The sequence below is a fragment of the Mycolicibacter virginiensis genome (assembly GCF_022374935.2).
Lineage (GTDB): Bacteria > Actinomycetota > Actinomycetes > Mycobacteriales > Mycobacteriaceae > Mycobacterium > Mycobacterium virginiense.
On sequence record NZ_CP092430.2, the window covers coordinates 3,878,258 to 3,904,934 of the forward strand.

The following is a 26,677-nucleotide window of genomic DNA, read 5'->3' on the forward strand; positions in this document are numbered from 1 at the left end:
GTGGCATAACGTCCTCAGACGAGACCGAGCTCAATGAGGTCAATGAACAGCGCCGCGAACGGATCAGTGAACGGCAACGAGAACGTAAAGTCCAGGTCCGGGTTGTCCGGAACCATGAACGTGTTGACCGTCTCCCCGGCCACCCCGATGCTCGCGGCCCCGAATCCCAGATTGTCCTCCGGGTCGGTCCCAGACGTCAGAATGTCGGTGAACAGCGGGGTTTGTAGAACCACCGCAACATAATTGTCGTCGTCGGGGTCGCCCGCAGAGGTGAGGGTGAACAACCCGAAATCGGTAGTGTGACTGATGAAGTCCGGATCGTCGACCACCGTGGACAGCGCAGCACCCGGATCTCCGACATCACCGAAGAGCCAGGAGTCGGCGCCCACACTGCGACCGCCCCCGTCTGCATGGGCCGGGCTGCTGATCGCCCACGGGGCGAGCCCAGCGACTAAGAAAGCGCCGGCACCTATCGCCGCCCGGCGGCGGCGGACAACTGTTCTACTCATGGTGGGAACTCCAATCTTTCGACGTTACCTAGCCCACGTTCACGACTGCTCGGCGGTTCACCCACCACGGTGGCGAACCCCTGCAGCTGCGGTGTGCACGGCGGCGGCACCGGAGTACGGCGAATGCTGGTCAGCGCGGTGGTGTCGAATCCTGCTGCGGCGATGGCGTCCAGCGTCCGGCGGTTCGGCCGGCAGCCGGACGCCAGCCACGCCCACGGCCTCGCGATCAGATCCTGGAATCGGCCCATCGCGCCCTCACCGCGGACATGCTCGAGTACCACCAGCCGCCCGCCGGGGGCCAGCACCCGGCGAATCTCGCCGAGGGTGGCATCGACGTCATCGACCGAGCACAGCACGAGACCGACGTGTACCGAATCGAAACTGTTGTCCGGGAAGGGAATCGACTCACCAACTCCGTCGACGATATCCACCGGGACGCCGCGACGGCGCGCGACGGCGGCGGCCATCCGGCGCATCGCGGGCTCCGGCTCGACGGCCGCGACCGACGTCACCGCCGAGGGCAGAAACATCAGATCCGCTCCGGGACCGAGTCCGATCATCAACAGCCGTCCCATCGCGTAGCTCATGGCCGTACGCCGGTACCGGCGATAGAACAGCCGGTCGAAGAACGGCATTCCGAGTCGATACACATACGGGAACAACGGGTTACGTGGTGACATCGGTCGCCCACAGCTCGCCCTGATCCAGCCGGAAAGGCGGATACTCATCACGCATCAAAGAGACGTACACCGCTACCCGATAGCGCCAACGAACGATGCCCAACAACAGGTCCGACATGCCGACCGGGATCGTGCCGGTGATCAATAACGTCACCGCTGTGATCACGCACAGCAACTGCAACGCGGGTTCCAGCGCCCAACACATCAGGATCTGCGGCAACCCCAACAACCACCATTTGACCAGCACCGCCCGGCGCTCGAGCCGTTCGGGGTAGTCAACGTGCAGGTCGGCCGGATAGTCGGGCCGAGACGCCAGCGTGAACGGCGGGTATCGGTCGGTGCTGTTCATCGGAAACCGGTAGTTCATGACCCGCCACGACCAGCGCAGCACACCCACATTGAAGTCGAAGATCGGGCGCGGATAGCGACCGGTGATCAGAATCGCTACTCCGGCAACGAAAGTCAGCGGAAGGTAGGACAGATACAGCAGGATCAGAATCGGGTAGTGCGGGGTGGCCAGCACGCACCATTTGAACAGCCAGAGCCAGCGCGAGGGGTTGTCGAATTCACCGCGCACCCGTACCGGATCCGCCGGTGCCGGCGAGACGAGACGAACGGACACATCTTCACGCGCGGGAAGCGACATCGGTCTGCCCTCCTTTACGGCTGCGATCTGTTGGCTAGCCGGCGATGGGACTGATATCGGCCAGCCCGAGGGTGCGGCTGATCTCAGCCGACATCCGGCGGTGGCTGACCGAGCGCAGAAACATGGTCATCCCCCAGGTGTGCAATCGGTCCGGGATGAACGCCGCCGGTCGCAGCACCAGCTCGCTGTGCGACAGCTGCAGCGCCGTTACCCGCGACACCGCCGCCACTTTGCGGCGGCGCGTGTTCTCATACCAGCGCAACGCGCGCGCCAGATCATCAGGCGAGGGCGCCGGCGGCAGATCAGCCAGCGCCTTGCACAGCACCATGCTGTCGAGCAGGGCCTGGTTGGTTCCCTGCGCCATGGTGGGCGGCATGGTGTGCGACGCGTCGCCGATCAGGGTGACCACACCCCTGCCTGCACCGGGAACCGGGTGGCGAAAATGCGGGTAGGGCGAGCCGGCCAGGTCGTCGTCGGTCAAGGCCGCCAGCACGCGATCCACCGGAGCGGACCAGCCGGAAAACTGTTGACGGATCATGTCGATCGGGGATGCCGGGCGAACGAAGTCCGCTGACCACGGCAGGTCGAACCACCACTGCAGCTCGGGGCCACCGGCCGGCCACAGTCCAAGGTTCCCGTGCTTGCCGACGATCATCAGCGCCACCCGTTTGTCGACGACAAGGTCCGGGAGGCTGACCAGTCCCTGCCAGCTACTCCAACCGGTCGGTTTGGCAGGTGGGGCGTCGGTGAGATCTCGCACCATCGAATGCAGCCCGTCGGCACCGATCAACAGATCGCCGCGGACCGAGCTGCCGTCGTCGAAATCGACGCGCACCTCGCCGTCGGTACCGCTCACGCCCACCGCGCGGGCATTGCACCGAATGCGCTCGGCCGGAAAGTCATCCAGCAGGCGTTCCAGCAGCACCCGGCGCGGGACCATCCGAACCGGTGCACCCAGCCCGCGTGCCATCGCGGTCATGTCGAGGGTGGCCAGCGCGCGGCCGGTGGACGTCGTCACCTGGACCGCAGACAACGACTGCCCGGCTCCGGCCATGTCCACGCCCAGCTGCCCCAGCACCGTCGCGCCGTTGGACCAAATGGTCACGGCGCCGCCGCCGGCCTGAAGGTCTGGCCGCTGCTCGAAAACGATGACGTCGTGGCCGTCGCGCAGCAGACCGCGAGCAAGGGAAATCCCCGCCACACCCGCGCCGACCACAAGGACACGCAAGGCCGCGTTCAAGGCTCGCACCTTCACCGTGGTGACACGGTTCAGCCGGGAGTTTGGTTCATTCCCCTATGGGGTCAGCCGGCGGCCGGGCTGGTCAGAATTCTGGGCCCGTCCTCGGTCACCGCGACGCTGTGCTCCCAGTGCGCGGCGCGTGACCCATCGGCGGTGACGACAGTCCACTCGTCTTCAAGGATCACGGTCTGGTCGGTGCCCAGGGTCAGCATCGGCTCGATGGCCAGCACCGAGCCAGCCACCAGCAGCGGGCCGCGGCCCGGCGATCCCTCGTTGGGCAGGAAGGGGTCCATGTGCATCTGGCGGCCGATACCGTGGCCGCCGTAACCGGCAACGATGCCGAACGAGCGCTTGAACTGAGTCGACGCGGCCCGGGCGCCCATCTCGATGGCGTGTGACACGTCGCTGAGTCGGTTGCCCACCACCATCGCCGCGATGCCGGCCTCCATCGCCTGCCGGGTCGCCGCGGACAGGTTTTCGTCGGCGACACTCAGCGTCTCGATCCCGAAGGTGACCGCGGCGTCGCCGTGCCAGCCGTCCAGGATCGCGCCGCAGTCGATGGACACCAGGTCGCCGGCCGCCAGCACCTCGTCCGCCGTGGGGATGCCGTGCACCACCCGGTCGTTGACCGAGCTGCAGATCGAGGCCGGGAAGCCGTGGTAGCCCAGGAACGAGGGCGTGGCACCCGCGTCCCGGATCACCGATTCGGCGATTTCGTCCAGCTGCAGAGTCGAGACGCCGACCGCCGCCGCTTCGCGCACTGCGGCCAGTGCGGCGGCGACGACAGCGCCCGCCGCAGCCATCGCGTCGAGCTCACCGGGGCTGCGATGCGGCACCGCTTTGCGCCGCTTCGCCCACCCGACCACTACTGTCCCAAGGCGTTCAGGGCGCGGGTGAACACCTCATCGAGCGTGCCGAGCGCGTCCACCACGTGCAGGTCGTGCTCGTCCTGGTAGTAGTCCAACAACGGCGTGGTCTCCTCGCGGTAGACCATCATGCGGTTGTGGATGACGTCGGCGGTGTCGTCGGCGCGGCCACGTTCCTTGAGCCGCTTGAGCAGTTCGCTCTCGGTGACCCGGAACTCGAGCACTGCGTCCAGCTTGGTCTGGCGGCGCTCCAGCATGGTGTGCAGTGCCTCGGCCTGCTCTACCGAACGCGGGTAGCCGTCCAGGATGAACCCGTTGGCGGCGTCGGGCTGGTCGAGCCGGTCGTCGACCAGCGCGTTGGTGAGCTCCGGCGGCACCAGGTCTCCGGCATCGAGGTACTGCTTGGCCTGCTTGCCCAGCTCGGTGCCCTCGGCGATGTTGTGGCGGAACAGATCGCCGGTGGAGATCTGCGGGACGCCCAGCTTCTCCGCCAGCTTCGCCGCCTGGGTGCCCTTGCCGGCTCCGGGCGGTCCCAGCAGTACGACTCTCACTTGAGGAACCCTTCGTAGTTGCGCTGCATGAGCTGGCTCTCGATCTGCTTCACCGTGTCCAGACCGACGCCGATCATGATCAGCACCGCGGTGCCGCCGAAGGGCAGGTTCTGAACGGTGCCCGAACTGCCCATGTGCAGGAACAGGTTGGGCAGCACCGAGATGACGCCAAGGTAGATCGAGCCAGGCAGCGTGATCCGGCTGAGCACATAGCGCAGGTAGTCCGCCGTCGGGCGTCCCGGCCGGATGCCCGGAATGAAGCCGCCGAACTTCTTCATCTCGTCGGCCCGCTCGTCGGGGTTGAACGTGATCGACACATAGAAGTACGTGAAGAAGATGATCAGCCCGAAGTACAGCGCGATGTAGACGAAGTTGGACGGGTCAGACAGGTAGGTGCTGACGAACTTGTCCCACCAGCTGTTGCCCGGGCCGCCGCTGCCACTGTGGACCAGCTGGGTGATCAGCTGCGGAATGTAGATCAGCGATGAGGCGAAGATGACCGGGATAACGCCGGCCTGGTTGACCTTCAGCGGCAGGTACGTCGAGGTACCGCCGTACATGCGCCGGCCCACCATGCGCTTGGCGTACTGCACCGGGATACGGCGCTGGCCCTGCTCCACGAAGACCACGCCGACGACGATGGCCAGCGCCGCCAGGCAGACCATGGTGAACACCACGGCGCCGCGGGAGTCGAGGATGGTCTTGCCCTCGATCGGAATGCGGGCGGCGATACCGACGAAGATCAGCAGCGACATGCCGTTGCCGATGCCGCGCTCGGTGATGAGCTCACCGAGCCACATCACCAGCACCGCGCCGGAGGTCATCACCAGCACGATCACGATCAGGGTGAAGATGCTGTGGTCGGAGATGATGTCGTGGCGCAGGCTGCAGGTCTGCAGCAATCCGCCGTTGGCGGCCAGCGCCACGATGCTGGTGGCCTGCAGAACAGCCAGCGCAACCGTCAGATAACGGGTGTACTGCGTCATCTTGTTCTGGCCGGACTGGCCTTCTTTACGCAATTCCTCGAAGCGCGGGATCACCACGGTGAGCAACTGCACGATGATGCTGGCGGTGATGTAAGGCATCACGCCGATGGCAAACACCGTCAGCTGCAGCAGTGCGCCGCCGGAGAACAGGTTGATCAGTGAGTACACCTGCGCGGCGTCGCCGCCGCTGACTTCCTTGATGCACTGCTGCACGTTCTGGTAGTCGACGCCGGGCGACGGGATCGCGGCTCCCAGGCGGTACACCACGATGATGCCCAGCGCGAACAAGATCTTGCGCCTCAGGTCGACCGTCCGCAGTGATGAGATGAAAGCCGAGAACACTCTTCTCCTCCTGCGCAGCCGAGGTCCGGTCGCGGCGTTCCAATGGGCTGTTGTGTCCCAGCCCCGGTTAGTCCTGGGTTAGTCCTGCGTTTTCGCGTCCACGTGCCGGCCGATCACGACAAGGCCACGCGTGTCTTAAGCGCGTCAGCAGTCTACGAGAGTAACAGCTGCGCACCGCGGGCCGGGCGGGCGTTGGCGGCACTGACAGCGCGCGATCAGCGTAGCGGCGTACAGTCGGCGATGGCTCGTTAAATACGCTAACTAACTTCCCGGCGGCACTCGACCGGCAGAGCTAGATAGATAGGAGTGCGCACTATGGCACGTACCGCCCGATTCGATGGAGACACCTGGGACCTGGCCTCCAGCGTGGGAATCACCGCCACCGGCGTGGCCGTGGGCCGTGCGATCGCCAGCCGGGCCGCCCATCCCCTGATCAACGACCCGTTCGCCGAACCGTTGGTGCGCGCCGTCGGCCTGGACCTGTTCACCAGATTGGCCAGCGGTGAGATCGCCCCGGAAGACTTCGGCGACCAAGCCCCGAAGGACATGGCCCGGATGGCCGACAACATGGCGGCCCGCACCCGCTTCTTCGACGACTTCTTCACCGACGCGGGCGCTGCCGGCATCCGCCAGGCCGTCATCCTGGCGTCCGGGCTGGACTCGCGTGCCTACCGGCTGGACTGGCCGTCCGGCACCATTGTCTATGAGGTCGACCAGCCCGAGGTGATCGAGTTCAAGACCCGGGTGCTGGCCGCCCACGGCGCGCAGCCCACCGCCGATCGGCGGACCGTCTCGATCGATCTGCGCGAGGACTGGCCGGCGGAGCTACAGGCGGCCGGCTTCGATCCCGCCCTGCCGACTGCCTGGAGCGCGGAGGGACTACTGGGCTACCTGCCCCCCGACGCGCAGGACCGGCTGCTGGACACCGTCACCGCCCTGAGCGCACCGGGCAGCCGGATCGCCACCGAGAGCACGCCCGGCCTCGACGCGGCCACCGAAGAACAGGCACGTCGGCGCATGCAGGAGTCCGCGGAACGGATGCGCAGCCACGGGGTCGACATCAACCTGGCCGAACTGCTCTATTTCGGGGACCGCAACGAAGCCGGCAGTTATCTGGCGGGGCACGACTGGCGGGTCGACAGCCACGACGTCGGCGCGCTGTTCGCCGAGTACGGGCTGCCACCGTTGGACGTCGATGAGGAGCCCGGCTTCGGCAAGCTGGCCTACATCAGCGCGGTCCGGGGCTGACGGCCATGGCACGCACTGAGAACGACAGCTGGGACCTGGCCTCCAGTGTGGGCACCACCGCCACCATGGTGGCCGCTGCCCGCGCGCTGGCCACCGCGGAAGCCGAGCCGATCATCTCCGACCCCTTCGCAGCGCCGCTGGTACGGGCGGTCGGGATCGACTTCTTCACCAAGATGGTCGACGGCACGCTGGATCCGGCGGTGGCCGCCGAAGCCAAATCCGCCGCCGAACCGATGACCGCCGTGATGGCAGTGCGCACCCGGTTCTTCGACGATTTCTTCCTGCAAGCCGCCGATGCGGGCGTTCGGCAGTCGGTCATCCTTGCCGCCGGACTGGATTCGCGGGCCTACCGGCTGGGCTGGCCGGCCGGCAGCGTCGTCTACGAGATCGACCAGCCGGACGTGATCGAGTTCAAGTCCCGCACACTGGCCGACTTGGGAGCCCAGCCGACCGCCGATCGCCGCGCCGTGGCCGTCGATCTGCGCGACGACTGGCCGGCCGCGTTGCGCGACAGCGGTTTTGACGAGACCAAGCCCACCGCGTGGAGCGCAGAGGGCCTGCTCATCTATCTGCCGCCGGATGCGCAGGACCGGCTGTTCGACCACATCACCGCGCTGAGCGCCCCGGGCAGCCGGGTGGCCACCGAGTACCACCCCGACGGCGCGGCCACACTGAGCGGCTCGAACCAGTCGCTGGGTCAGCGGTTCGCCGACCAGGGCCTGGATCTCGACATCACCACCTTGGTGTACTCCGGCGAGCGAAACCCGGTCGGAACATACCTGACCGAACGCGGGTGGCAGGTGCGCGAGCGCGGCCGCGAGACCGTGTTCGCCGACTACGGTCGCACCTTTCCCGACGGTGACATCGTGGCCCGGTTACGCAATTCGGTTGCGATCGAGGCGATTCGGCTCTAAGCGGCATTTCGCCACTTTCAACGACCATGGCCGCCGGTCCCGAAGGACCGGCGGCCATTGTCGTGTTGCGGGGTGGCCGCGCTATCAGCTCGGGGGGATGACCCCGCCGCCCTTGCCGCCCTCGCCGGGCTGCCCGGGCGGGCCGGCGGTGCCGCCACCGGCAGCCGAACCGCCACCGCCGGCCGGGCCACCAGGCCCGGCGGCGCCGGGGCCACCCGGAGTGCCATCGGCGCCGTTGCCACCGTCTTGGCCCGCGGTGCCGTTGGGGTTGTTGGCCGCACCGCCCTTACCGCCGAGGTTGCCGCCGGCCGCGTTTCCGCCGCTGCCGCCGTTACCGCCGCTGCCGCCGTTACCGCCGGCGCCACCGTTGGGGTTCGTCGCGCTGCCGTTACCGCCGCTCGCACCGGCGCCACCGGCGCCACCGTCGCCGCCCCTGCTGCCGTTACCGCCGGCGCCACCCTTGCCGCCGTCGCCGCCGTTGCCGGAGTTGCTGCCGCCGAGGCCGCCGTCGCCGCCCTTACCGCCGTAGCCACCGTCGGCGCCGTTGGACCCGTTGCCGCCGGTACCACCGGTGCCACCGGCACCTGCCGACTCGCCAGACGCGCTACCGGCGTCGGCGCCGGTACCACCGGTGCCGCCGTTTCCGCCCTTGCCGCCGATTCCGGTGCCATTACCGCCGGTGCCGCCAGTGCCGCCGTTGGGGTTGCCGGACTGATCGCCGTCGGTGCCGGTCGACCCGGTCCCCCCGGTCGTGCCGGGGCCGGTCGGGGCATTGGCGCCCTTACCGGCGTCGCCACCGTTACCGCCGTTTCCGTCGGCGCCGGCGTTGCCGCCCTTGCCGCCGTTGCCGCCGTACTGGCCAGTGCTGGTCGCGTCGGCACCCTTGCCACCGTTGCCGCCGTTACCGCCGGTGCCGGTCGATCCGGCCTTGCCGTTCGCGGCTTGGCTCCCGTCACCGCCGGTGCCGCCCGTGCCGGCGGTTCCTGCCGTGCCGCGGTCGCCGCCGTCACCACCGTTGCCGCCGTGGCCGCCGTGCGCGCCCGATCCGGTGGTGTTGGTGGCGATCCCGTCGCCGCCGTTGCCGCCGTTGCCGGCGTTACCGGCGTTACCGGCGTTGCCGCCCTTGCCGCCAGCACCGGCGCTGCCGCTGCCGCTGGCCCCGGTACCGGCCGCGCCACCGTTGCCGCCACTGGCGCCGTTGCCACCGTTGCCGCCGCTGCTGGCGTCGCCGCCGGCGGAGCCGTCCGGGTTCGCGGTGGTGCCATTGCCCCCGGTGGTGCCGTTACTGCCGTGGCCGCCGTTGCCGCCGTTGCCACCAGCACCGCCGGCTCCACCGTTGCCCCCGACGCCGGAGTTGGTGCCGCCCAGACCGCCCGCACCGCCGTTACCGCCGGCGGTGCCGTTGCCGCCGTCGGTGCCGTCGACGCTCGGGTCCGTGGAGTTGGTGCCGTTGGCGCCGTTGAAGCCGTTGCCGCCCGCACCGCCGTTACCACCCCGGCCATCGGGACCGGCGTTACCGCCCTTGCCGCCGTCGCCGCCGGTCTGGTTCGCGTTGGTCGCCGCACCGCCCTTGCCGCCGGCGCCACCGTCGCCGCCGGTCGCATTGGCACCGGTGGAACCGTTGGCCGCCTGGGTGGCTCCGTCGCCGCTGGTTCCGCCCTGGCCGCCGGCCCCGGCCGTACCACGCACGCCGCCGTCGCCACCGTCGCCACCGTTGCCGGCCGCCGCACCGGCACCACCGCCTAGACCGGCGCCACCGGCACCGCCGTTACCGGCGTTGCCGGCGTTTCCGCCCGCACCACCGACTCCGCCGTCGCCGGCGTTGCCATCCTTGCCGTCGGTGGCAGTGCCGCCGACACCGCCGTTGCCGCCACTACCACCCGTGCCGCCGATACCGCCGTTGCCGGCGTCGCCGCCGTCCGTACCGTTGCCGCCGGGCAGGGTGGCGTCGATACCAGCGGTGCCGTTGGCGCCGCTTCCGCCGATACCGCCGACGCCACCGGCCCCGCCGACACCGCCGTTTCCGGCGTCACCGGAGGTGGTGCCCCCTGCGCCACCGGCGCCACCGTTACCACCCTGGCCGCCATCGCCGCCGAGGGTGCCGTTGCCGTTGCCGTCGGTCACACCCGCCAGGCCGTTGGCACCCGTACCGCCGGCGCCGCCGTCACCACCGATGCCGATGGCCCCGGCGTTACCGCCGGCACCACCGTTACCGCCGTTGCTTCCAGGTGCGGTCGCGTCGAATCCTCGACCGCCGTTACCGCCGTTGCCGCCTGCGGTGGCGTCCGCGCCGACTGTGCCGTCAGTTCCGGCGGTACCGCCTTCGCCACCGGTGCCGGCTCCGGCGCCGGTGCCGCCCAGGCCGGCCTGTCCGCGGTTGCCGCCGTCGCCGCCCTTACCGCCGTCGGGGTTGTCGGCGTCACCGGCGGCACCGGTTCCGCCGTTGCCGGCGTTCCCGGCGTTCCCGCCGTCACCGGCGTTCCCACCGTCACCGTTGCTGCCGCCATTGCCGTTCGCCGCGGTGCCGGCATTGCCGCCCACGCCGCCATTGCCGCCCACGCCACCGTTGCCGCCATCGCCGGCGTTGCCGCCCGCGCCGTCGTCGACGCCGGCCACCCCGGTCGCTCCGTCCTGACCGGTACCGCCGCTGCCGCCCGTTGCGCCGTTGCCGCCGTCGCCGCCGTCGCCGGCGTTACCAGCAAGCGCGCCGCCGTTGCCGCCGGCGCCACCGGCACCACCGTTGCCGCCGGCACCGCCGGTACCACCGGATGCGCCGGGCACGTCGCCGTCAGTACCGACTGCGCCCAGCGCACCGCTACCGCCGGCTGCACCGTTGCCGCCGTTGCCGATCAGACCACCGTGGCCGCCGGCACCGCCGGCCCCGCCGTCGGCACCCGGAACGGCGTTCGGGTCAGCGGAGGCGTCATAGCCCGCGCCGCCGTTGCCGCCGTTGCCGTGAATGCCAGTCACTCCGGTCCCGGCCACGCCGTCGAGACCGTTGACACCGCTGGCCGGGTTGCCGCCGGTGCCGTGCACACCGGCGACGCCGGCGTTGCCCGCCGTACCGGGGTCACCACCGTTGCCGCCCTTGCCGCCGTTGGGGTTTTCGGCGTTGCCGGCCGCGCCGTTGCCACCGTTGCCGGGGGTGTTGGCGTTGCCGCCGTTACCGGCGTCGCCGCCGTTGCCGTTGAGCCCGACCACGCCGTTGTAGACGACGCCCGCGTTGCCACCGTTACCGCCGGCGCCACCGTCACCGCCGCTGCCGCCGCGACCACCATCCTGGCCGTCCTGGCCCGGAAGGATCCCGTCCGCGCCGTTGGCACCGGCTCCGCCGTCGCCGCCATCCGCGCCGTTGCCACCGTTGCCGCCGTTGCCGGAGTTCCCGGCATCGCGTCCACCGGCGCCACCGTGTCCACCGTTGCCGCCGTAACCGCCGACCTTGCCGTCCACACCGGCGTCGCCGGGGTTGGCGCCGTCGGCACCGGCGGCGCTGTCGCCGCCATGGCCGCCGTTACCGCCGTTACCGCCGTCGCCGATCCGGCCTGCGGCGCCACCGTTTCCGGCAGCACCACCGTTCTGACCCTGGCCGTCGGCGAGCACGCCGCCGTTGCCGCCGTTACCACCGTGACCGCCGTTGCCACCACTGATGGCCACCGCACCGTCCGCGCCGGAGGCGGCGCGGGTGCCGTCGCTGTTCAGACCACCGAGGCCCGCGATGCCGACGATGCCACGGTCACCGCCGGCGCCACCGTTACCGCCGTCGCCGGCGGACAGGCCCGTTCCATCGTTGCCACCGTTGCCGCCGTTGCCGCCGTTGCCGGCATTGCCGGCGTCACCGGCGCTGCCGCCGGCCCCGGCCACACCGGACGCACCAGCCGGGTGGATGCCGAGGAATCCGCCCGCGCCGCCCTTGCCCGCGTTTCCACCGGCGCCACCGTTGCCGCCGTTGCCACCGTTACCGGCGTCCATGCCGTCTTGTCCGGGCAGGCCGCTGCTGACGCCGGCGCCACCGGCGTTGGTGCCATGCAGGCCGTTCTGACCATCACCGCCGGCGCCACCGTCGCCGCCGACACCACCGTTGCCGCCGTTGCCCGCGGCACCGAACAGCAAGCCCGCGCGGCCGCCGGTACCACCGTTGCCGCCGATGCCGCCGAAGCCGCCGTGATCACCGCTCGCGCCGAACGTGGCTCCGTCGGCACCGTCGCCCCCGAAACCTCCGGCGCCACCGGCACCACCGGCCCCGCCGTTGCCGATGAAGATGGCCGCGCCGCCGGTTCCACCGAAACCACCTGCGCCACCGCCGATTCCACCGACACCGCCGGCACCGCCCAGGCCTCCGTTGCCCAGCAGCCAGCCACCGGCACCGCCGTCACCGCCGTTACCGGCGTCGCCACCGGCAATACCAGCGAGTCCGGCGCCACCCGCGCCGCCATTGCCGATCAGTCCGGCCGCTCCGCCGATCCCACCGTCGGCGTTGATGGCGTCACCGGCCACCCCGGCGCCGCCGTCGCCGAACAGGAAACCACCGTCGCCGAGGTTGCCGAAGAGTCCCGAGCTGCCCAGCAGCGAGTCGTTGACCCCGTCGAAGCCGTCGATGCCGTTACCGATCAGCACCCGGCCGAACAGGTCGACGAAGGGCTGGTTGACGAGGTTGAGCAGCGGTTCGGCGTAGCCCATCAGGTCTTGGCTGATGGCATACAGCGGTAGGTAGACGTAGTTCTGGAAGCCCGTGTAGAGCACATGGTCCATCTCCGCCAGCCAGGGGCCCAACGGCTGTGTCGGGTCGAAGGCGAAAATGCTGGAGTCGAACGCGGCACCCGCGTCCAGGCCGTCCAGGAAATCGGCCGACGACCCGGTGAGCCACAGGTCCGAGCCAACCGACCAGGACTCGAACATCTCCAGGATGGGCTGCGAGAACAGGTCGTCGAAGTCCGCGCTGGCGGGAGCGGTTGCGACCGGGCTCACCCCGAAGGCCAGGAATGCGCCGACTGCGCTACCCGCGCCGGCCACCCGCCGAGCGACGCCACGGGCACTTTGCCGACGGTCACGACTCTGTTTCATGCCGAATCTCCCAATTTCTGAATTCATTGCCTAATTAATCGCCGGTTCAGCATGAAATCCGCGAACCGTAACGACTCACTCGCGCTGCAAGCTAGCCGAATTTGACGTCGCCGACGAATTGAAAATTAGGTATTCACAGAGCCTCGTGCTGCGATAAACCATGATTGACCTGAGAATTAGCCGAAATTGAGAGGTGCGCCATATGGGCGACATCATGATTTACTGACGGCTGTGACCACCGCCACGCATTAGGTAATATTGCTTACGGGTCAGCCCCCATATTGAAATAGCAACGCCCTTGAAAAAGGACTAACGGCCCTATCGGACGATCGCAGGCCTCGGCAGGACAACCGTCGGGACCAGTTGCGGGATGGCAACGCTGTCCAGCCCTACGCTTAGCCACTGACGCTCAGCCCCGCCGCGGCCCCCGGCGAAATCGCCATTCGGCGATAGCCGGGCGACCGGCGACGGTATAACCACCCCATGGTGCTCAAGGTCAAGGTTCCCCAGGATCTGATCGGCGGCGACGTCGATGTGGGCTACGGCAAGGTCGCCGATGCGTTCCGGGCCAACTTTGCAGCAGGCCGGGAGGTGGGCGCCGCGGTCGCGGTGTATCGCGACGGCGTCAAAGTCGTTGACCTGTGGGGCGGCTACCGCGACGGGGTTACGCGTGCACCATGGCAGCAGGACACCATGGTCAACGTCTTCTCCAGCACCAAGGGTGTGGCGGCCCTGACCGTGGCACTGGCCGTCTCGCGGGGACTGTTCGGCTACGACGACACGGTGGCAACCCATTGGCCGGAGTTCGCCCAGGCCGGCAAGGGGGACGTCACGATCCGCCAATTGCTGGGCCATCAGGCCGGGCTGAGCTCGCTGAAGCCCGCACCCAATCTGGCCGATGTCGCCGCCCCGGATCGACTGGCGCCCATGCTCGCCGCGCAGAAACCGCTGTGGGCGCCCGGCACCCGGCACGGCTATCACGCGATCTCGTTGGGCTGGTACGAATCCGAACTCATCCGTCGCACCGACCCGGCGGGTCGCACCTTGGGCCGGTACTTCGCCGACGAGATCGCTCGGCCACTCGGACTGAACCTGCACATCGGCCTGCCCACCTCGGTAACCCGCGATCAAGTGGCGTTGCTGCACCAGTGGAAGCGCGCAGAGTCGCTACTGCACCTCAATGTGATGCCGGCGGCCCTGGTGGCGGCATCGTTCAATCCGTTCGGGCTGCTGGGACGGGCGAGTTCCCTGCCCCGTGACATCAAACCCTGGGACGGCGACTACAACCGCGACGAGGTGCGTGCCGTGGAGATCCCGTCGGCCAACGGGATCGGCTCCGCCTCGGCGATCGCGCGGCTCTACGGCGCTGCCGCAACCTCGGATCCGGTGCTACCGCTGAGCCCCGATGTGCACGACGAACTCACCGCGATGCCGGCACCACCATCTCGCGGAGAACGCGACAAGGTCTTGGGTGTGGAGGTGGTGTTCTCGCTGGGGTTGTCCAAGCCGGCGTTCGCCTCGGCCTTCGGTTCCTCGGACAGGGCTTATGGCACACCGGGTTTCGGTGGTTCTTTCGGATTCGCCGATCCCGACACCGGCATCGGTTACTCGTATGTGATGAACCGCTTGGGTTTTCACCTCTACAGCGATCCTCGCGAACTCGCGCTGCGCCAGGCCTTATTCCGCGACGTGTTGGGCACCCGGCTGCAGTCCTGACCCCTACATGTACTGGGGGCAGTAGTGCGCCGTCGAGATCGCGGCGAACTGGCCGGCGGTCTGGATGGTGAATCCCGGGTTGGTGGCCTGCACCGCGACGACGGTGTCCATCGGGGACAGTCCAGCGTCCATCAGCTGGCACACCGCACGGCCTGCCGACACGGTTGCCTGGTCGCCGGCGCGGTGGCTCAGCCCGGCGCCCGAGAGAGTGGCCAGAAACTGCCCATCGACGCCGGACGGCGTGGCGTTGGCGGGGGCGGCCAGGACGACCATCGCGCTCAAGCCTGCCAGCAGCAGTAACCGTTTCATGGCTGTAAGCATGGGCGGCACCCGTTAAAGACGTGTTACCGAGCTTTTACTGCCGCGAAGAGAATTGTTGATTCGAAGTTACGCGCTTTACCAGCGCGACTCCCCCAGCCACAGCACGTGCGCACCGTTGACCGAGCGTTCGACCTGGTCGACGAGCCCGGCCAGCGACCGCACCAGCAGGCTGCCGACCGCATCGGACAGCGCTGCCGCCGGCTGCGACGATTGGCGCGGCCGGACGAACTCCCACAACGACGAGCCGGGGTAGGACACGGTGCGGACCTGCGCGTCCGCTTCGAGCCCGGCCAGCACCTTGGCGCGGCGTACCGCCGTGCGCAGGCCGCCCAGCTCGTCGACCAGCCCGCGTTCGGCCGCGTCGGCACCGGTCCACACCCGCCCGCGCGCCACCGCGTCCACCGCATCGGTGGACAGGTTGCGGCCTTGCGCCACCCGCGCCACGAAGTCGTTGTAGAACAGATCGGCTTCGGTCTCGACCTGTCCTTGCTGCTCGGCGGTGAACGGGGCGTTGATCGACCAGGCGTCGGCGTTGGCGCCGGTGCGCACCGAGTCGGTCCCCACGCCGAGGCGTTCCTTGAGCTCGCGAGCGACCAGCTTGCCGGTCACCACCCCGATGGAACCGGTGATGGTGGCGGGGTTGGCCACGATGGTGTCGGTGCCCGCGGAGATGTAGTACCCGCCGGAGGCCGCGACCGCGCCCATCGAGGCCACCACCGGCTTGCCCGCCGCGCGGGCCTGCTGCACCGCTCGCCAGATGGTTTCGGACCCGGTGACCGAACCGCCCGGGCTGTCCACCCGCAGCACGATTGCGGCGACCTCCTCGTCGGCCGCGGCCTCGCGCAGCGCGGCGGCGATCGTGTCGCCACCGACATTGCGGTTGCCCAGCGGCGACAATTGCGGCCCGCCCGAGCCACTGACGATCGCCCCGGACACCGTCACCACCGCGATCGCCGGCTTAGGCTTGCGACCCGGCAGGGTTGGTCCCGACCCGCCGGCCGTGGCGTGGGCATAGCGCCCCAGGTACAGCCGCGGTGGTGCGCCGTCGTCGTCGGCGCCGGTGGTGTCCTCGGCTCCGGACAATGCGGCGATCCGGTTGTAGGCCTCGTCGCGGAATCCGATCCGGTCGATCAGGCCCGCGGCCACCGCATCGTCACGCAGCAGCGGTGCTTTGTCGGACAGGGCATCGACCGTGGCGGCGTCCAGATTCCGGGATTCGGCGACGGCCGCGCGCACCTGGGCGTGCAGGCTCTCCACCAACGCGGTGTCGGCCTCGCGGTGCGCGTCGGTGTAGGAGTCCTGGGTGAACAGGTTGGCCGCCGACTTGTATTCGCCGCGGGCGACGAACTGCGCCTGAATGCCGGCCTTGCCCAACGCACTGCGCAGGAAGGTCGCGTTGGTGGCGAAACCGATCAGCCCGACCGTCCCCGACGGCTGCATCCAGACCTCGCCGAACGCCGAAGCCAGGTAGTAAGACAGCGTGCCCGGGTAGGTTTCGGCCCACGCCAGCGATGGTTTGACGGCGGAGAACTCGGCGATCGCCGCCCGCAGCTCTTGCACCGGCCCGGCGGCCGCCGACGAAAGCTGCACACGGGCAATCAATCCGGCGACGCGGGGGTCGTCGGCGGCACGGTGGATCGCGGCCACCACATCACGCAGCACCGGCGGCCGACCACCGGATCGGATCAGGGCCAGCGGGTCGAAGGCCCCGGTCTCGTGGGGCAGCTCCTGCAGGTCGAGTTCGAGGATGACGCCGTTGGGCACGCCGTGGTGCCGGGCGGTGTCGATGCGGCGCGCGACGCCGCGCAGGTCGTCCAGGCCGGGCACGCCGGTCAACAGGGAGAACATGATTTTGAGCGTACCGGCGCCGCCGGACATACCCGGGCGACCAAAGTCCGGTCGGCTATCCGCCGACGATGTGCCCAGGCGCGCCGGCGCCGCCGGCCCCGCCCGTGCTTCCACTCGGCGCGCTGCCGGGCTGGCCTGCCGTCCCGCCTGCCGAGCCACCGTCGCCGCCGGTGCCGCCCGGTGCCCCATTGCCGTTTCCTCCGGTACCTCCGGTGCCGCCGGAGCCGGTGAGGACACCGATGAAGTCGCCACCGGCCGCGCCGCCGTCGCCGCCGTCGCCACCTATGGTGCCCGGCGCGCTGCCGGCACCCCCCTTACCGCCGGAGCCCCCGTCACCGCCCAAGACGCTCAAGGCATTGCCGCCGCCGGCTCCGCCGGTCCCGCCGGCGCCGCCGGTGCTTCCGGCTGCGGTCCCGGAGGCACCACCGGTGCCACCGGAGCCGCCGGTGCTGCCCGGGGCGACACCGAGGAGGTTGTCACCGCCGGTGCCGCCGGTGCCGCCGGCACCGCCGATACTGCCGATCCCGCTGCCGCCGGCCCCGCCGGTCCCACCGGAGCCGCCCGCGCCGCCGGACAAGGCACCGGCGACGTTGCTGCCACCGGTTCCACCGGTACCGCCCTGGCCGCCGACGCTGTTGACGCCGCTCCCGGCGGCGCCACCGGTACCGCCAGTGCCACCGGCGCTGCCGACTGCCAGACCGGCGAGGTTGGTGCCGCCAGTGCCACCCGTTCCGCCCTGGCCGCCGATGCTGCCAGCAGCGTTGCTCGCCACACCACCGTTTCCGCCGGTACCGCCCTTGCCGCCGCCGATGGTTCCGGCCAGGCCGTCACCGCCGTGCCCGCCCGCGCCGCCTTGGCCGGCAACACTGTCGGCCTGGTTGGCGGCTGCCCCGCCGGTGCCGCCCGTGCCGCCGAGTCCCCCGCTGGCTCCGACGATGGTGATGGCCGAGTCGCCTCCGTGCCCGCCGTCACCGCCGGCGCCGCTGACCCCGGCGGCTCCTTGGCCGGCCCCGCTGCCGCCGCCCACTCCGGCCACCCCGCCGTTGCCACCGGTCCCGCCCTGGGCGCCCGCGCCGATCACGCCGAGCAGAACGCTTCCGCCCTTGCCGCCGTCGCCACCGACTCCGCCGTTGCCGCCGTCACCGTTGCTACCGGCGGCTCCGCCGTTAGCCGTTCCGGCCACACCACCGACACCGCCGACACCGCCGACACCGCCGGTGCCACCCACCTGCGGCCCGAGAAGACTGGCCAAGGCATCGGCGCCGTCACCGCCGGTACCGCCGGTGCCGCCCACACCGCCCTGGCCGCCGTTGCCGGCGTTGAATCCGTCTCCGCCGGTGCCACCGACACCGCCCGCGCCGGCAGTACCGCCCGTCTGCGGCGGGGTGGCGGTGACGACGATGTTGGTGCCGTCGGCGCCGTCCTTTCCGGCGCCGCCCTTGCCGCCGTTGCCGCCGTCGCCGCCGTCGCCCTGCTGGGCGCGGGTGGCGTTGTCGGTCTCCAGGCCGCCCTGACCGCCGTTCCCGCCGGTGCCGCCCTTGCCGCCGGTCCCGGCCGTGGTGTTCACCGAGCCGGAGGCGGTGCCCTGCGCGCCGTTGCCGCCGACACCGCCGTCGCCGCCGGCACCGGCGTGGCCGTCGCTGCCGGTCGTGCCGCCGGCGCCGGAGGCGGCTGGGCTGACGCCGGCTCCGTTCAGACCGCCACTGCCGGCAGTGCCGGCGGCACCACCGTGTCCGGCATTGCCGCCGCTGCCACCGGTTCCACCGTTTCCGCCGTCGGTGCCGTTGGCGGTCGGCGAGGTGTAACCGGCGCCGCCGGTGCCGCCGACACCGCCATCGCCACCCGCACCGCCATCGCCGGCGTCGCCGCCCTTACCGCCGGCGCCGACGCTGCCACTGGTGCTCCCGACTCCGGCGGCGCCACCCTGACCGCCGGTTCCGCCGTTGCCGCCGGTTCCGCCGTCGACTCCGTTGCCGCCGGTGCCCCCGGTGCCGCCGTTCGGGGTGCCGGCGGTACCGGCGATGCCGGTGCCGCCGGCGTTGCCGTTGCCGCCGGTGGTGCCGGTCGCGCCGTCACCGCCGGCGCCGCCCTGGCCGCCGTTACCGCCGGCCCCCTGCAAACCGGTGCCACCAACGATTCCCGAGGCCGCCTGGTTGGCACCGGCCCCGTCCAGGCCGCCGAGGCCGGCCTGGCCGCCGCTGCCACCCGCGCCGCCGGTGCCGCCCACACCGCCGGCACCACCGTTGCCGCCGGACAGGCCGGTGGTGCCGGTCTGGTCATAGCCGTCACCGCCCGTGCCGCCGTTGCCGCCGGTGCCACCGGTGCCTCCGGTGCCGCCGTTGCCACCCTTGCCGCCGAGGCCCACCGAGCCGGTGGTGGACCCGCTGCCCGCCGCGCCGCCCTGACCGCCGCTGCCGCCCTTACCGCCGGTCAGGCCTTGCCCACCGGTGTGTCCGGTCTCCCCGGTGCTGCCGTTCGGGGTTCCACTTGTCCCCACGGTGCCGGTGCCACCGTTCGCGCCCGTCTGCCCAATTCCGCCGGCCGCACCGTCACCACCCTTGCCTCCGTCGCCGCCGCTGCCGGCGCCGCCCTGGCCCCCGGCCGCGCCCTGCCCGCCCGAGGCGGCCTGCCCTGTTCGGCCGATGCCGCCGGCGCCGCCGGCGCCCCCGGCTCCTCCGGCACCGCCGTTGCCTCCGGCACCACCGGCCGCACCGTCACCACCGTTGGTCCCCGGCGCCGCGGTCGGGTCAGCCGCGGCGTTGTAGCCGTCACCACCGTTGCCGCCGTTGCCGCCGACACCACCGGTGCCGCCATCGCCGCCGGTGCCCCCGATACCGCCGAGGCCCTGCAGCCCATCGGTGGAACCGTGACCAGCGGCACCGCCATTGCCGCCCGCACCGCCCTGCGTGCCGGTCCCACCGGTACCACCGACACCACCCTCGACACCGGCCGTGCTCGCCTGGGTTGCGGTGCCGTTGGCCCCGTCACCGCCGTAGGCCCCCACGACGCCGGCGGTGCCATGGAAGCCGCGGCCACCCACGCCGCCGTCGCCACCATCACCACCGGCACCCTGGGCGCCGTCGAAGCCACTGGCCGTCCCACCGGCGGTCAAACCACCCAGGCCTCCAGCACCCCCATCACCACCAGCACCACCGTCTTGACCCACGCCACCGGGCACAAAGAACTGCGTCGACGCCGTACCCGTAGCACCGTCGGCGCCGTCACCACCGCGGCCACCGGCACCACCATGGCCAGCCACCCCATCGGCACCGCTGGCGGCGCGCACGCCGCCGGCCCCGAGGCCGCCTAGACCGCCGACTGCGGCATTACCGCCGCCACCACCGGTCCCACCGGTAGAGCCGGCAGCGCCCGCAGTGACACCATCAGCGCCCCGGGCACCCACCGACCCATCGCCACCGGATCCGCCGCTACCACCAACCCCGCCGCCGGCCTGGTTGCCGACGCTGCCGTCAGCCCCCGCGGCGGCCTGACCACCGCGACCTACACCGCCGGCACCACCGGCGCCCGCCGCGCCCCCGGCGCCCCCGGCGCCGCCGGCACCACCGACCGCGCCATCACCACCCCGGGTCCCGGCCGCCGCACCCAGATCTGAGGCCGCGTCATACCCATCGCCACCCTTGCCTCCGGAACCCCCGGTCCCACCGGTCCCGCCGTTGCCGCCGGCACCACCCACACCACCGAGGCCCTGCAACCCATCGGTGGACCCATGCCCGGCGGCACCACCGGCTCCACCGACACCGCCGGCACTGCCCGACCCGCCGGCGACACCGTCACCACCGGCGATACCTGCCGTGCTCGCCTGGGTTGCGGTGCCATTGACCCCGTCATCGCCGGCCGTACCGACACCACCGGTCACCCCGTCGAACCCGCGGCCACCCACCCCGCCGTCGCCCCCGTCACCGCCGGCACCCTGCCCGCCGTCGAAGCCACTGGCCGCCCCACCAGCGGTCAAACCACCTGCGCCCCCGGCACCGCCGTCACCGCCGGCGCCACCGGCTTGACCCGCACCACCAACCACCCCGGCCTGTGTCGACGCCACCCCTGCCGCACCATCGGCACCATCACCACCGCGACCACCGGCACCACCATGACCGGCCACGCCGTCCGCGCCATTGCCGGCACCTCCGGCGCCTCCGGAGCCGGCGTTGCCGCCGTTACCGCCGGCGCCGCCGGTCGTGCCGTCAGCGCCCGCGAGCGCACCATCGACACCCCGTGCGCCCGTGGCGCCGTCGCCGCCGTTGCCACCCAGGCCGCCGGTTCCCAATGCAGTGGCGGTGCCGCCGGTGCCACCGTTGCCGCCGCTCGTGCCGGCCGGGGCGGCCGGATCGCTGGCTGCGTCGTAGCCGTTGCCCGCGTTGCCACCGTTGCCCTGCGGGCCCGACGGCCCGGCGCCGGCGTGGCCGTCGTCGCCGGGTGTGGAGCCAGATCCCCCCGTACCCGCCGCGCCGGCCCCGCCGGTGGCACCGCCACTGCCGCCGTTGCCACCGTCATGGTGTGCTGCGGTGCCGTCAGCGCCATCTCCGCCGTCGGCGGCCACGCCCGCGTCACCGCCATTGCCGCCGGCGCCGCCCCCACCGGCCAGACCGGCAGTCGCACCGTTGAGGCCCTGCCCGCCGGCTCCGCCCGCGCCACCGGCACCGCCGGCCGCGCCACTGCCCGCGGCGCCCCCGTTGCCGCCAGAGCCGGTACCACCGTTAGCGAAAGTGCCGGCGGCACCGTCGGCGCCGTCGCCGCCCTTGCCGCCGTTGCCACCAGCGCCACCGACCCCGCCCTTGCCGCCGTGGTTGCCCGCACCGGAGCCATCACCCCCGATGCCGCCGGTGCCGCCGGTCTGGCCAGCGACGCCGTCTCCCCCGGCGCCACCGGGCAGCATCGCGGTGGCGCCGTCCGCGCCGGTAGCCCCCGCGGTCCCGTCGCCACCGTTGCCACCGTTGCCGCTGCCCACGGCGTCGCCGCCGTTGCCGCCGCTGCCTCCGTCTGCTCCGCCGTTTCCGGCTGCGCCGCCGTCACCCCGTTGTGTGCCGCCGTCGCCGCCGTCGCCGCCATAGCCGCCGGTGCTTCCTGCGATTCCGGTGCCGTCACCGCCGGTGCCGCCCTGCCCACCGTTGCCGGTCGCGCCGGCGTGGCCGCCCGCTCCACCGTCACCACCATTGCCGCTGCCTTGCCCGGCACCGCCGTTGCCGCCGGCGCCGCCGTCGCCGGTTATCGTCCCGCCGGCCCCGCCCGCGCCGCCCCGGCCACCGGCCGCATCCTCACCCCCGTCGCCACCGGCGCCGCCCGCCCCGCCGGTACCGCGGGTTCCACCGCTGCCGCCGGCACCGCCCGCGCCACCCGCCACACCGGGCGTCGTCGACGTGAAGCCCTCCCCGCCCTTGCCACCGTGGGTGGCGTCCGGCGCCGGGTTTGACCCGTCGGCTCCGTTCGAACCCGCAACGCCGGTGCCGGCTGCCCCGCCGGTCCCCGCCGCGCCGCCGGTCCCGCCGCCGCCCGCGATGCCCGCGTCACCGGCCGCGCCGCCATTGCCGCCGTCACGGTTGGTCGCGCTGCCGGCGGCGCCGTCGCCCCCCACACCGCCGGCCGCTGCATCACCACCCGCCCCACCGTCGCCGCCGTTCCCGTTGACGCCGGCGGTACCGGTCGACAAGGTCGCCGCGCCGCCATTGCCGCCGTGCCCGCCGGCACCTCCCGCCCCACCGTTGCCACCGGCCTTCCCGGCGGTTCCGGCGTCACCAGGGTTGGCGCCGGCCGTTCCCGCCAGCCCACCCGTCGCGTCCCCGCCGCGGCCGCCGTCCCCGGCATTACCGCCCGCGCCTCCGCTCGCGCCGGTACCGCCAGCCCCACCGTCACCGCCGGCACCACCGCGCCCGCCGGAGAGGCCGGGCGCAGCACCGGAATCGGATGCGGCGTCATATCCCGCGCCGCCGTTTCCACCGATGCCCCCCGCGCCGCCGTTGCCGTCCGCCGCGTGGGTGATGCCGTCGAGCTCCAGGCCTCCGAGCCCACCGTTTCCGCCGCGACCACCGTTGCCGCCGGCCGTCCCGTCGGGGTCAGTGGGGGTTCCGGCGACACCAGCGATGCCGTCGCCGCCTTTGCCGCCGTTCCCGCCGAGACCAGCGTGGCCGTCCGGGCCCGCCGTGCCCGCATCGCCCGAACTGCCGAACAGGTATGCGCCCGTGCCCCCGGCGCCGGCTTGGCCGCCGCGGGCCGCGTCGCCGCCGTTGCCACCGCTGGATCCGTTGCCGCCGTTGCCGTCGCCGCCGTTGGCGAACGACCCCGCCGGCCCGCCGAACCCGGCACCGCCCGCGCCGCCGTTGCCGCCCGTTCCGCCATTGCCGCCGCGGCCGCCATCCCCGAGCCAGAGCGAACCGGCGCCACCGGCACCGCCCTTGCCCCCGGCGGTGCCCGCGCCACCATTGCCCCCGTTGACCCCGGCGCCACTGGAATTGGCGCCCGCGGCACCGTTGAAGCCCGCTCCGCCGTTGCCGCCGTCGCCGCCATTGCCGGCCGCGCCGATCCCGAAGAAGTCCTGGACATGGCCGGCGCCACCGCCCGCGCCACCATCGCCGGCTGCCAGCAGGACGCCGTCAACGACGGCGGCGGCACCACCATCGCCACCGCGGCCGCCGTTGCCCATCCATTCCCCACCGGCGCCGCCCATGCCGCCGTCGGCGCCAAGTCCGCCCGCACCACCGTCACCGCCGTTGCCCAGGCCGCCGGCGACACCGCCATTACCGCCCGCGACTCCGGCCTCGGTGCTGGTCCAACCCGCGCCGCCGTCACCGAAGAACAGGCCCCCGCCTTGGCCGTCGGGATTCTCCGCGGTCCCGTCAGCGCCGTCGCAGATGATGCCGCAGAAGCCCGGCAGGGTGAAGGGTTTGAGCAGCTCGTTGATCACGTCGTTGACCTGGGAGCCGAAGGGGCTGGCGATCCAGTCCTCGAGCTGGGCGTGCAGCGGCAGCCACAGGTCCGTCTGGAATTGCTCAGCCCAGGCGCTCGCGTCAGCCGGCCAGCTGAAGCCGTCCCCGCTCGAGATCCCACCGTGGAGGTCGCCATCCCAGCCGAGCCAGTCCAGGATGTCGTCGAATCCGACGTCTGCGGCGGCGGGCGGCGGCGCAGCTAACGGCGTCATCCCGAACGCCAGGAAGGCGACGATCGTGCTGCCGGCGCCCACAACACGGCGAGAGGCAGTTCGCCGCTCGGAATCTGAACCCAATCGACGACTCATATGCCCATGCCTTCCTCGGAACGCAACGGGGGCGAGTGACGTACATCACCACGTCCTACGATGGTTATATAAGGCTGTGAACGGCATATCAATCATTAATTTTTTGACGGTTCACCAAACGTCCAGCAAACACAGAATCGCACCCCGTGATAATCACGGGGTGCGATTCTGTGAACGATTGTGGAACTGAAGAGACCGTCCCTACAGCTCGGTGGCGGAGCCCCCGGCTGCGGTGATCTTGTCTCGGGCACTGCCGCTGAACTTGTGGGCGGTGACGTCGACCTTGACCGTCAACTTGCCGTCGCCGAGCACCTTGACCAGGGTGTTCTTCCGGACGGCGCCCTTGGCGACCAGTTCGTCGAGACCGATGGTGCCCCCCTCCGGGAACAACCGGTTGATGTCACCGACGTTGACGACCTCGTACTCGGTACGGAACCGGTTACGGAAGCCCTTCAGCTTGGGCAGCCGCATGTGAATGGGCATCTGCCCACCCTCGAACCGGACCGGCACGTTCTTCCGTGCCTTGGTGCCCTTGGTGCCGCGACCCGCGGTCTTACCCTTGGAACCCTCACCGCGGCCGACGCGGGTCTTCTTGGTGTTCGACCCGGGCGCAGGGCGCAGGTCGTGCAGCTTGATGGTCATTCTGCTTCCTCCACTTGCACGAGGTGGTGAACAACCCGGATCAGCCCACGGGTCTGCGGGTTGTCCTCACGCACCACCGACTGGCGGATCTTGCGCAGGCCCAGGGTGCGCAGGCTCTCGCGCTGCTTCCAGCGTGCACCGATGGTGCCGCGGACCTGGGTGATCTTCAGGTTAGCCATGATTACGCCGTGCCTTCCCGCGCCGCGGCGGCAGCCAGAGCTTCGCTCTCGCGACGAGCCTTGAGCATCGCGGCCGGCGCAACATCTTCGATGGGCAGGCCACGACGGGCCGCCACCTCTTCGGGACGCTGCAGCATCTTCAGCGCGGCAACGGTGGCGTGCACCACGTTGATCGCGTTGTCGCTGCCCAGCGACTTGGACAGGATGTCGTGCACGCCCGCGCATTCCAGCACGGCACGCACCGCGCCGCCGGCGATCACACCGGTACCCGGGCTGGCCGGGCGCAGGAACACCACACCCGCGGCGGCTTCACCCTGCACCGGGTGGGTGATGGTTCCACCGATCAGCGGCACCCGGAAGAAGCCCTTGCGAGCCTCCTCCACGCCCTTGGCGATCGCGGCAGGCACTTCCTTGGCCTTGCCGTAGCCGACGCCGACCAGGCCGTGGCCGTCGCCGACGATCACCAGAGCGGTGAAGCTGAACCGGCGGCCACCCTTGACCACCTTGGACACCCGGTTGATCGCGACGACGCGCTCCAGGTAGTTGCTCTTGTCGCCGTCCCGGTTGTCGCGGCCGCCACGGCCGCCATCGCGGCCACCACGTCCACCGCGGTTGTCACGGTTGTCGCGCCCGTCGCTGCGGGGGGCACTGCCCGTGTCGGGACCTGCCGAGGAGGCCCCTGTCGGCTGCTCCGCCATCATGCGGTCCTTCCAGTCATCTTCACGTCGGTCATCAGAAGTTCAATCCGCCCTCGCGCGCCGCGTCGGCCAGCGCCGCAATGCGCCCACCGTAGGTGTAGCCACCGCGGTCGAACACCACGTTCTCGACGCCGGCGGCCTTGGCACGCTCAGCGATCAGCTGGCCGACCCGCACACTGTGGGCCTTCTTGTCGCCGTCCACACCCCGCACGTCGGCCTCGATCGAGGAGGCCGCGGCCACCGTGTGACCAGCGAGGTCGTCGACCAGCTGCACGTGGATGTGCCGCGAGGAGCGGTGCACGACCAAGCGCGGACGCTCGGCGGTGCCGGACACCTTCTTGCGCAGCCGCGCGTGCCGACGAATCCGGTGCGCACGCCGAACCTCGGAGATGTTCTGCCCGACGGGTTTGCGGTCCGGGGTGCCTGTTTGTGATTGCGCCATGACTACTTACCTGTCTTTCCGACCTTGCGGCGAACCTGCTCACCCTCGTAGCGCACGCCCTTGCCCTTGTAGGGGTCGGGACGACGCAGACGGCGGATGTTCGCCGAGATCTGGCCGACCTTCTGCTTGTCGATGCCCGAGACCGAGAACTTGGTGGGCGTCTCCACCGCGAAGGTGATGCCCTCCGGAGCCTTGATCAGCACCGGGTGGCTGTAGCCCAACGCGAACTCCAGGTCGCTGCCCTTGAGCGCGACGCGGTAGCCGACGCCGAAGATCTCCATCTTGCGGACGTAGCCCTCCGACACACCGGTGACCAGGTTGGCCAACAGGGTGCGGCTCAGGCCGTGCAACGACCGGTTGCGCCGGTCGTCGTCCGGCCGGGTCACCACGAGGGCGCCGTCATCGTTGCGAGCAACGTTGATGGGCTCCGCCACGGTGAGCTCCAGGGTGCCCTTGGGCCCCTTGACCGAAACGTTCTGACCATCGATGGTCACGTCGACCCCGGTGGGAACCGGGACCGGCTGCTTACCAATACGCGACAT

At 71.2% G+C, this 26,677-nt stretch carries 19 protein-coding genes; 3 read left to right on the forward strand and 16 right to left on the reverse strand.

Features of this window, described 5'->3' with window-relative positions; all coding sequences use genetic code 11:
* Nucleotides 1-14: 14 nt before the first annotated feature.
* The 7 genes from MJO54_RS18845 to secY form a co-directional block, all read right to left on the reverse strand.
* Nucleotides 15-509 carry a hypothetical protein gene (locus MJO54_RS18845; RefSeq protein ID WP_240175318.1) on the reverse strand — a complete coding sequence of 165 codons (495 nt, stop codon included), beginning with the start codon at nucleotides 507-509 and terminating at the stop codon, nucleotides 15-17.
* Nucleotides 506-1,189 carry a class I SAM-dependent methyltransferase gene (locus tag MJO54_RS18850; protein WP_240175319.1) on the reverse strand — a complete coding sequence of 228 codons (684 nt, stop codon included), beginning with the start codon at nucleotides 1,187-1,189 and terminating at the stop codon, nucleotides 506-508. The genes MJO54_RS18845 and MJO54_RS18850 overlap by 4 nt, the downstream gene beginning before the upstream one ends.
* A complete protein-coding gene (locus MJO54_RS18855) occupies nucleotides 1,176-1,766 on the reverse strand; it encodes a DUF4389 domain-containing protein (RefSeq protein ID WP_240176002.1) in 591 nt (196 codons plus the stop codon). The genes MJO54_RS18850 and MJO54_RS18855 overlap by 14 nt, the downstream gene beginning before the upstream one ends.
* A 103-nt stretch (nucleotides 1,767-1,869) precedes the next feature.
* Entirely contained in the window at nucleotides 1,870-3,075 is a 1,206-nt protein-coding gene (locus MJO54_RS18860) for an FAD-dependent oxidoreductase (RefSeq protein WP_240175320.1), read from the reverse strand.
* A 62-nt stretch (nucleotides 3,076-3,137) separates the two neighbouring features.
* Entirely contained in the window at nucleotides 3,138-3,941 is an 804-nt protein-coding gene (gene map, locus MJO54_RS18865) for a type I methionyl aminopeptidase (protein WP_046286858.1), read from the reverse strand.
* On the reverse strand, nucleotides 3,941-4,492 hold the full coding sequence (locus MJO54_RS18870) for an adenylate kinase (RefSeq protein WP_046286857.1): 552 nt from the start codon (nucleotides 4,490-4,492) through the stop codon (nucleotides 3,941-3,943). The genes map and MJO54_RS18870 overlap by 1 nt, the downstream gene beginning before the upstream one ends.
* Entirely contained in the window at nucleotides 4,489-5,820 is a 1,332-nt protein-coding gene (secY, locus tag MJO54_RS18875) for a preprotein translocase subunit SecY (protein ID WP_064888766.1), read from the reverse strand. The genes MJO54_RS18870 and secY overlap by 4 nt, the downstream gene beginning before the upstream one ends.
* Nucleotides 5,821-6,135: 315 nt before the next feature.
* Here secY and MJO54_RS18880 point away from each other — a divergent pair, with 315 nt between their 5' ends.
* Nucleotides 6,136-7,068 carry a class I SAM-dependent methyltransferase gene (locus MJO54_RS18880; RefSeq protein ID WP_046287070.1) on the forward strand — a complete coding sequence of 311 codons (933 nt, stop codon included), beginning with the start codon at nucleotides 6,136-6,138 and terminating at the stop codon, nucleotides 7,066-7,068.
* Nucleotides 7,069-7,073: 5 nt separating this feature from the next.
* Nucleotides 7,074-7,982, forward strand: coding sequence for a class I SAM-dependent methyltransferase (locus tag MJO54_RS18885; RefSeq protein WP_065153378.1), 909 nt, complete (start codon nucleotides 7,074-7,076; stop codon nucleotides 7,980-7,982).
* An 84-nt stretch (nucleotides 7,983-8,066) separates the two neighbouring features.
* Here the strand turns inward: MJO54_RS18885 and MJO54_RS23665 are convergent, their stop codons facing one another.
* Entirely contained in the window at nucleotides 8,067-13,043 is a 4,977-nt protein-coding gene (locus tag MJO54_RS23665) for a PE family protein (protein ID WP_275564469.1), read from the reverse strand.
* A 483-nt stretch (nucleotides 13,044-13,526) separates the two neighbouring features.
* Between MJO54_RS23665 and MJO54_RS18895 the strand changes: the two genes are divergently transcribed.
* On the forward strand, nucleotides 13,527-14,759 hold the full coding sequence (locus MJO54_RS18895) for an EstA family serine hydrolase (RefSeq protein ID WP_046286840.1): 1,233 nt from the start codon (nucleotides 13,527-13,529) through the stop codon (nucleotides 14,757-14,759).
* 3 nt (nucleotides 14,760-14,762) lie between these two features.
* Here the strand turns inward: MJO54_RS18895 and MJO54_RS18900 are convergent, their stop codons facing one another.
* From MJO54_RS18900 to rplF, 8 genes are all read right to left on the reverse strand, one after another.
* On the reverse strand, nucleotides 14,763-15,068 hold the full coding sequence (locus MJO54_RS18900) for a DUF732 domain-containing protein (RefSeq protein WP_046286839.1): 306 nt from the start codon (nucleotides 15,066-15,068) through the stop codon (nucleotides 14,763-14,765).
* An 87-nt stretch (nucleotides 15,069-15,155) separates the two neighbouring features.
* A complete protein-coding gene (gene sppA, locus MJO54_RS18905; protein ID WP_046286841.1) occupies nucleotides 15,156-16,928 on the reverse strand; it encodes a signal peptide peptidase SppA in 1,773 nt (590 codons plus the stop codon).
* A 55-nt stretch (nucleotides 16,929-16,983) separates the two neighbouring features.
* Complete coding sequence (locus MJO54_RS23670) at nucleotides 16,984-24,120, reverse strand: PGRS repeat-containing protein (RefSeq protein WP_275564470.1); 7,137 nt, start codon at nucleotides 24,118-24,120, stop codon at nucleotides 16,984-16,986.
* A 255-nt stretch (nucleotides 24,121-24,375) separates the two neighbouring features.
* Nucleotides 24,376-24,816, reverse strand: coding sequence for a 50S ribosomal protein L15 (gene rplO, locus MJO54_RS18935; protein WP_046285613.1), 441 nt, complete (start codon nucleotides 24,814-24,816; stop codon nucleotides 24,376-24,378).
* Nucleotides 24,813-24,995, reverse strand: coding sequence for a 50S ribosomal protein L30 (rpmD, locus tag MJO54_RS18940; protein WP_019738973.1), 183 nt, complete (start codon nucleotides 24,993-24,995; stop codon nucleotides 24,813-24,815). The genes rplO and rpmD overlap by 4 nt, the downstream gene beginning before the upstream one ends.
* 2 nt (nucleotides 24,996-24,997) lie before the next feature.
* Nucleotides 24,998-25,693: a 30S ribosomal protein S5 gene (rpsE, locus tag MJO54_RS18945; protein WP_105295603.1), complete on the reverse strand. Its 696-nt coding sequence runs from the start codon at nucleotides 25,691-25,693 to the stop codon at nucleotides 24,998-25,000.
* Nucleotides 25,694-25,727: 34 nt separating this feature from the next.
* Nucleotides 25,728-26,135 (reverse strand): 50S ribosomal protein L18, encoded by a 408-nt coding sequence (gene rplR / locus MJO54_RS18950; protein WP_024440397.1) that lies wholly within the window; start codon nucleotides 26,133-26,135, stop codon nucleotides 25,728-25,730.
* 2 nt (nucleotides 26,136-26,137) lie between these two features.
* Nucleotides 26,138-26,677, reverse strand: a complete 540-nt coding sequence (gene rplF / locus MJO54_RS18955; protein WP_046285614.1) for a 50S ribosomal protein L6 — start codon at nucleotides 26,675-26,677, stop codon at nucleotides 26,138-26,140.

Coding starts and splice junctions, on each gene's coding strand:
- MJO54_RS18845 (WP_240175318.1), bottom strand. CDS start 509: ATGAGTAGAACAGTTGTCCGCCGCCGCCGGGCGGCGATAGGTGCCGGC.
- MJO54_RS18895 (WP_046286840.1), top strand. CDS start 13,527: ATGGTGCTCAAGGTCAAGGTTCCCCAGGATCTGATCGGCGGCGACGTC.
- MJO54_RS23665 (WP_275564469.1), bottom strand. CDS start 13,043: ATGAAACAGAGTCGTGACCGTCGGCAAAGTGCCCGTGGCGTCGCTCGG.
- sppA (WP_046286841.1), bottom strand. CDS start 16,928: ATGTTCTCCCTGTTGACCGGCGTGCCCGGCCTGGACGACCTGCGCGGC.
- MJO54_RS18885 (WP_065153378.1), top strand. CDS start 7,074: ATGGCACGCACTGAGAACGACAGCTGGGACCTGGCCTCCAGTGTGGGC.
- rpmD (WP_019738973.1), bottom strand. CDS start 24,995: ATGGCTAACCTGAAGATCACCCAGGTCCGCGGCACCATCGGTGCACGC.
- rplO (WP_046285613.1), bottom strand. CDS start 24,816: ATGACCATCAAGCTGCACGACCTGCGCCCTGCGCCCGGGTCGAACACC.
- MJO54_RS18850 (WP_240175319.1), bottom strand. CDS start 1,189: ATGTCACCACGTAACCCGTTGTTCCCGTATGTGTATCGACTCGGAATG.
- rpsE (WP_105295603.1), bottom strand. CDS start 25,693: ATGGCGGAGCAGCCGACAGGGGCCTCCTCGGCAGGTCCCGACACGGGC.
- rplR (WP_024440397.1), bottom strand. CDS start 26,135: ATGGCGCAATCACAAACAGGCACCCCGGACCGCAAACCCGTCGGGCAG.
- MJO54_RS18900 (WP_046286839.1), bottom strand. CDS start 15,068: ATGAAACGGTTACTGCTGCTGGCAGGCTTGAGCGCGATGGTCGTCCTG.
- MJO54_RS18880 (WP_046287070.1), top strand. CDS start 6,136: ATGGCACGTACCGCCCGATTCGATGGAGACACCTGGGACCTGGCCTCC.
- rplF (WP_046285614.1), bottom strand. CDS start 26,677: ATGTCGCGTATTGGTAAGCAGCCGGTCCCGGTTCCCACCGGGGTCGAC.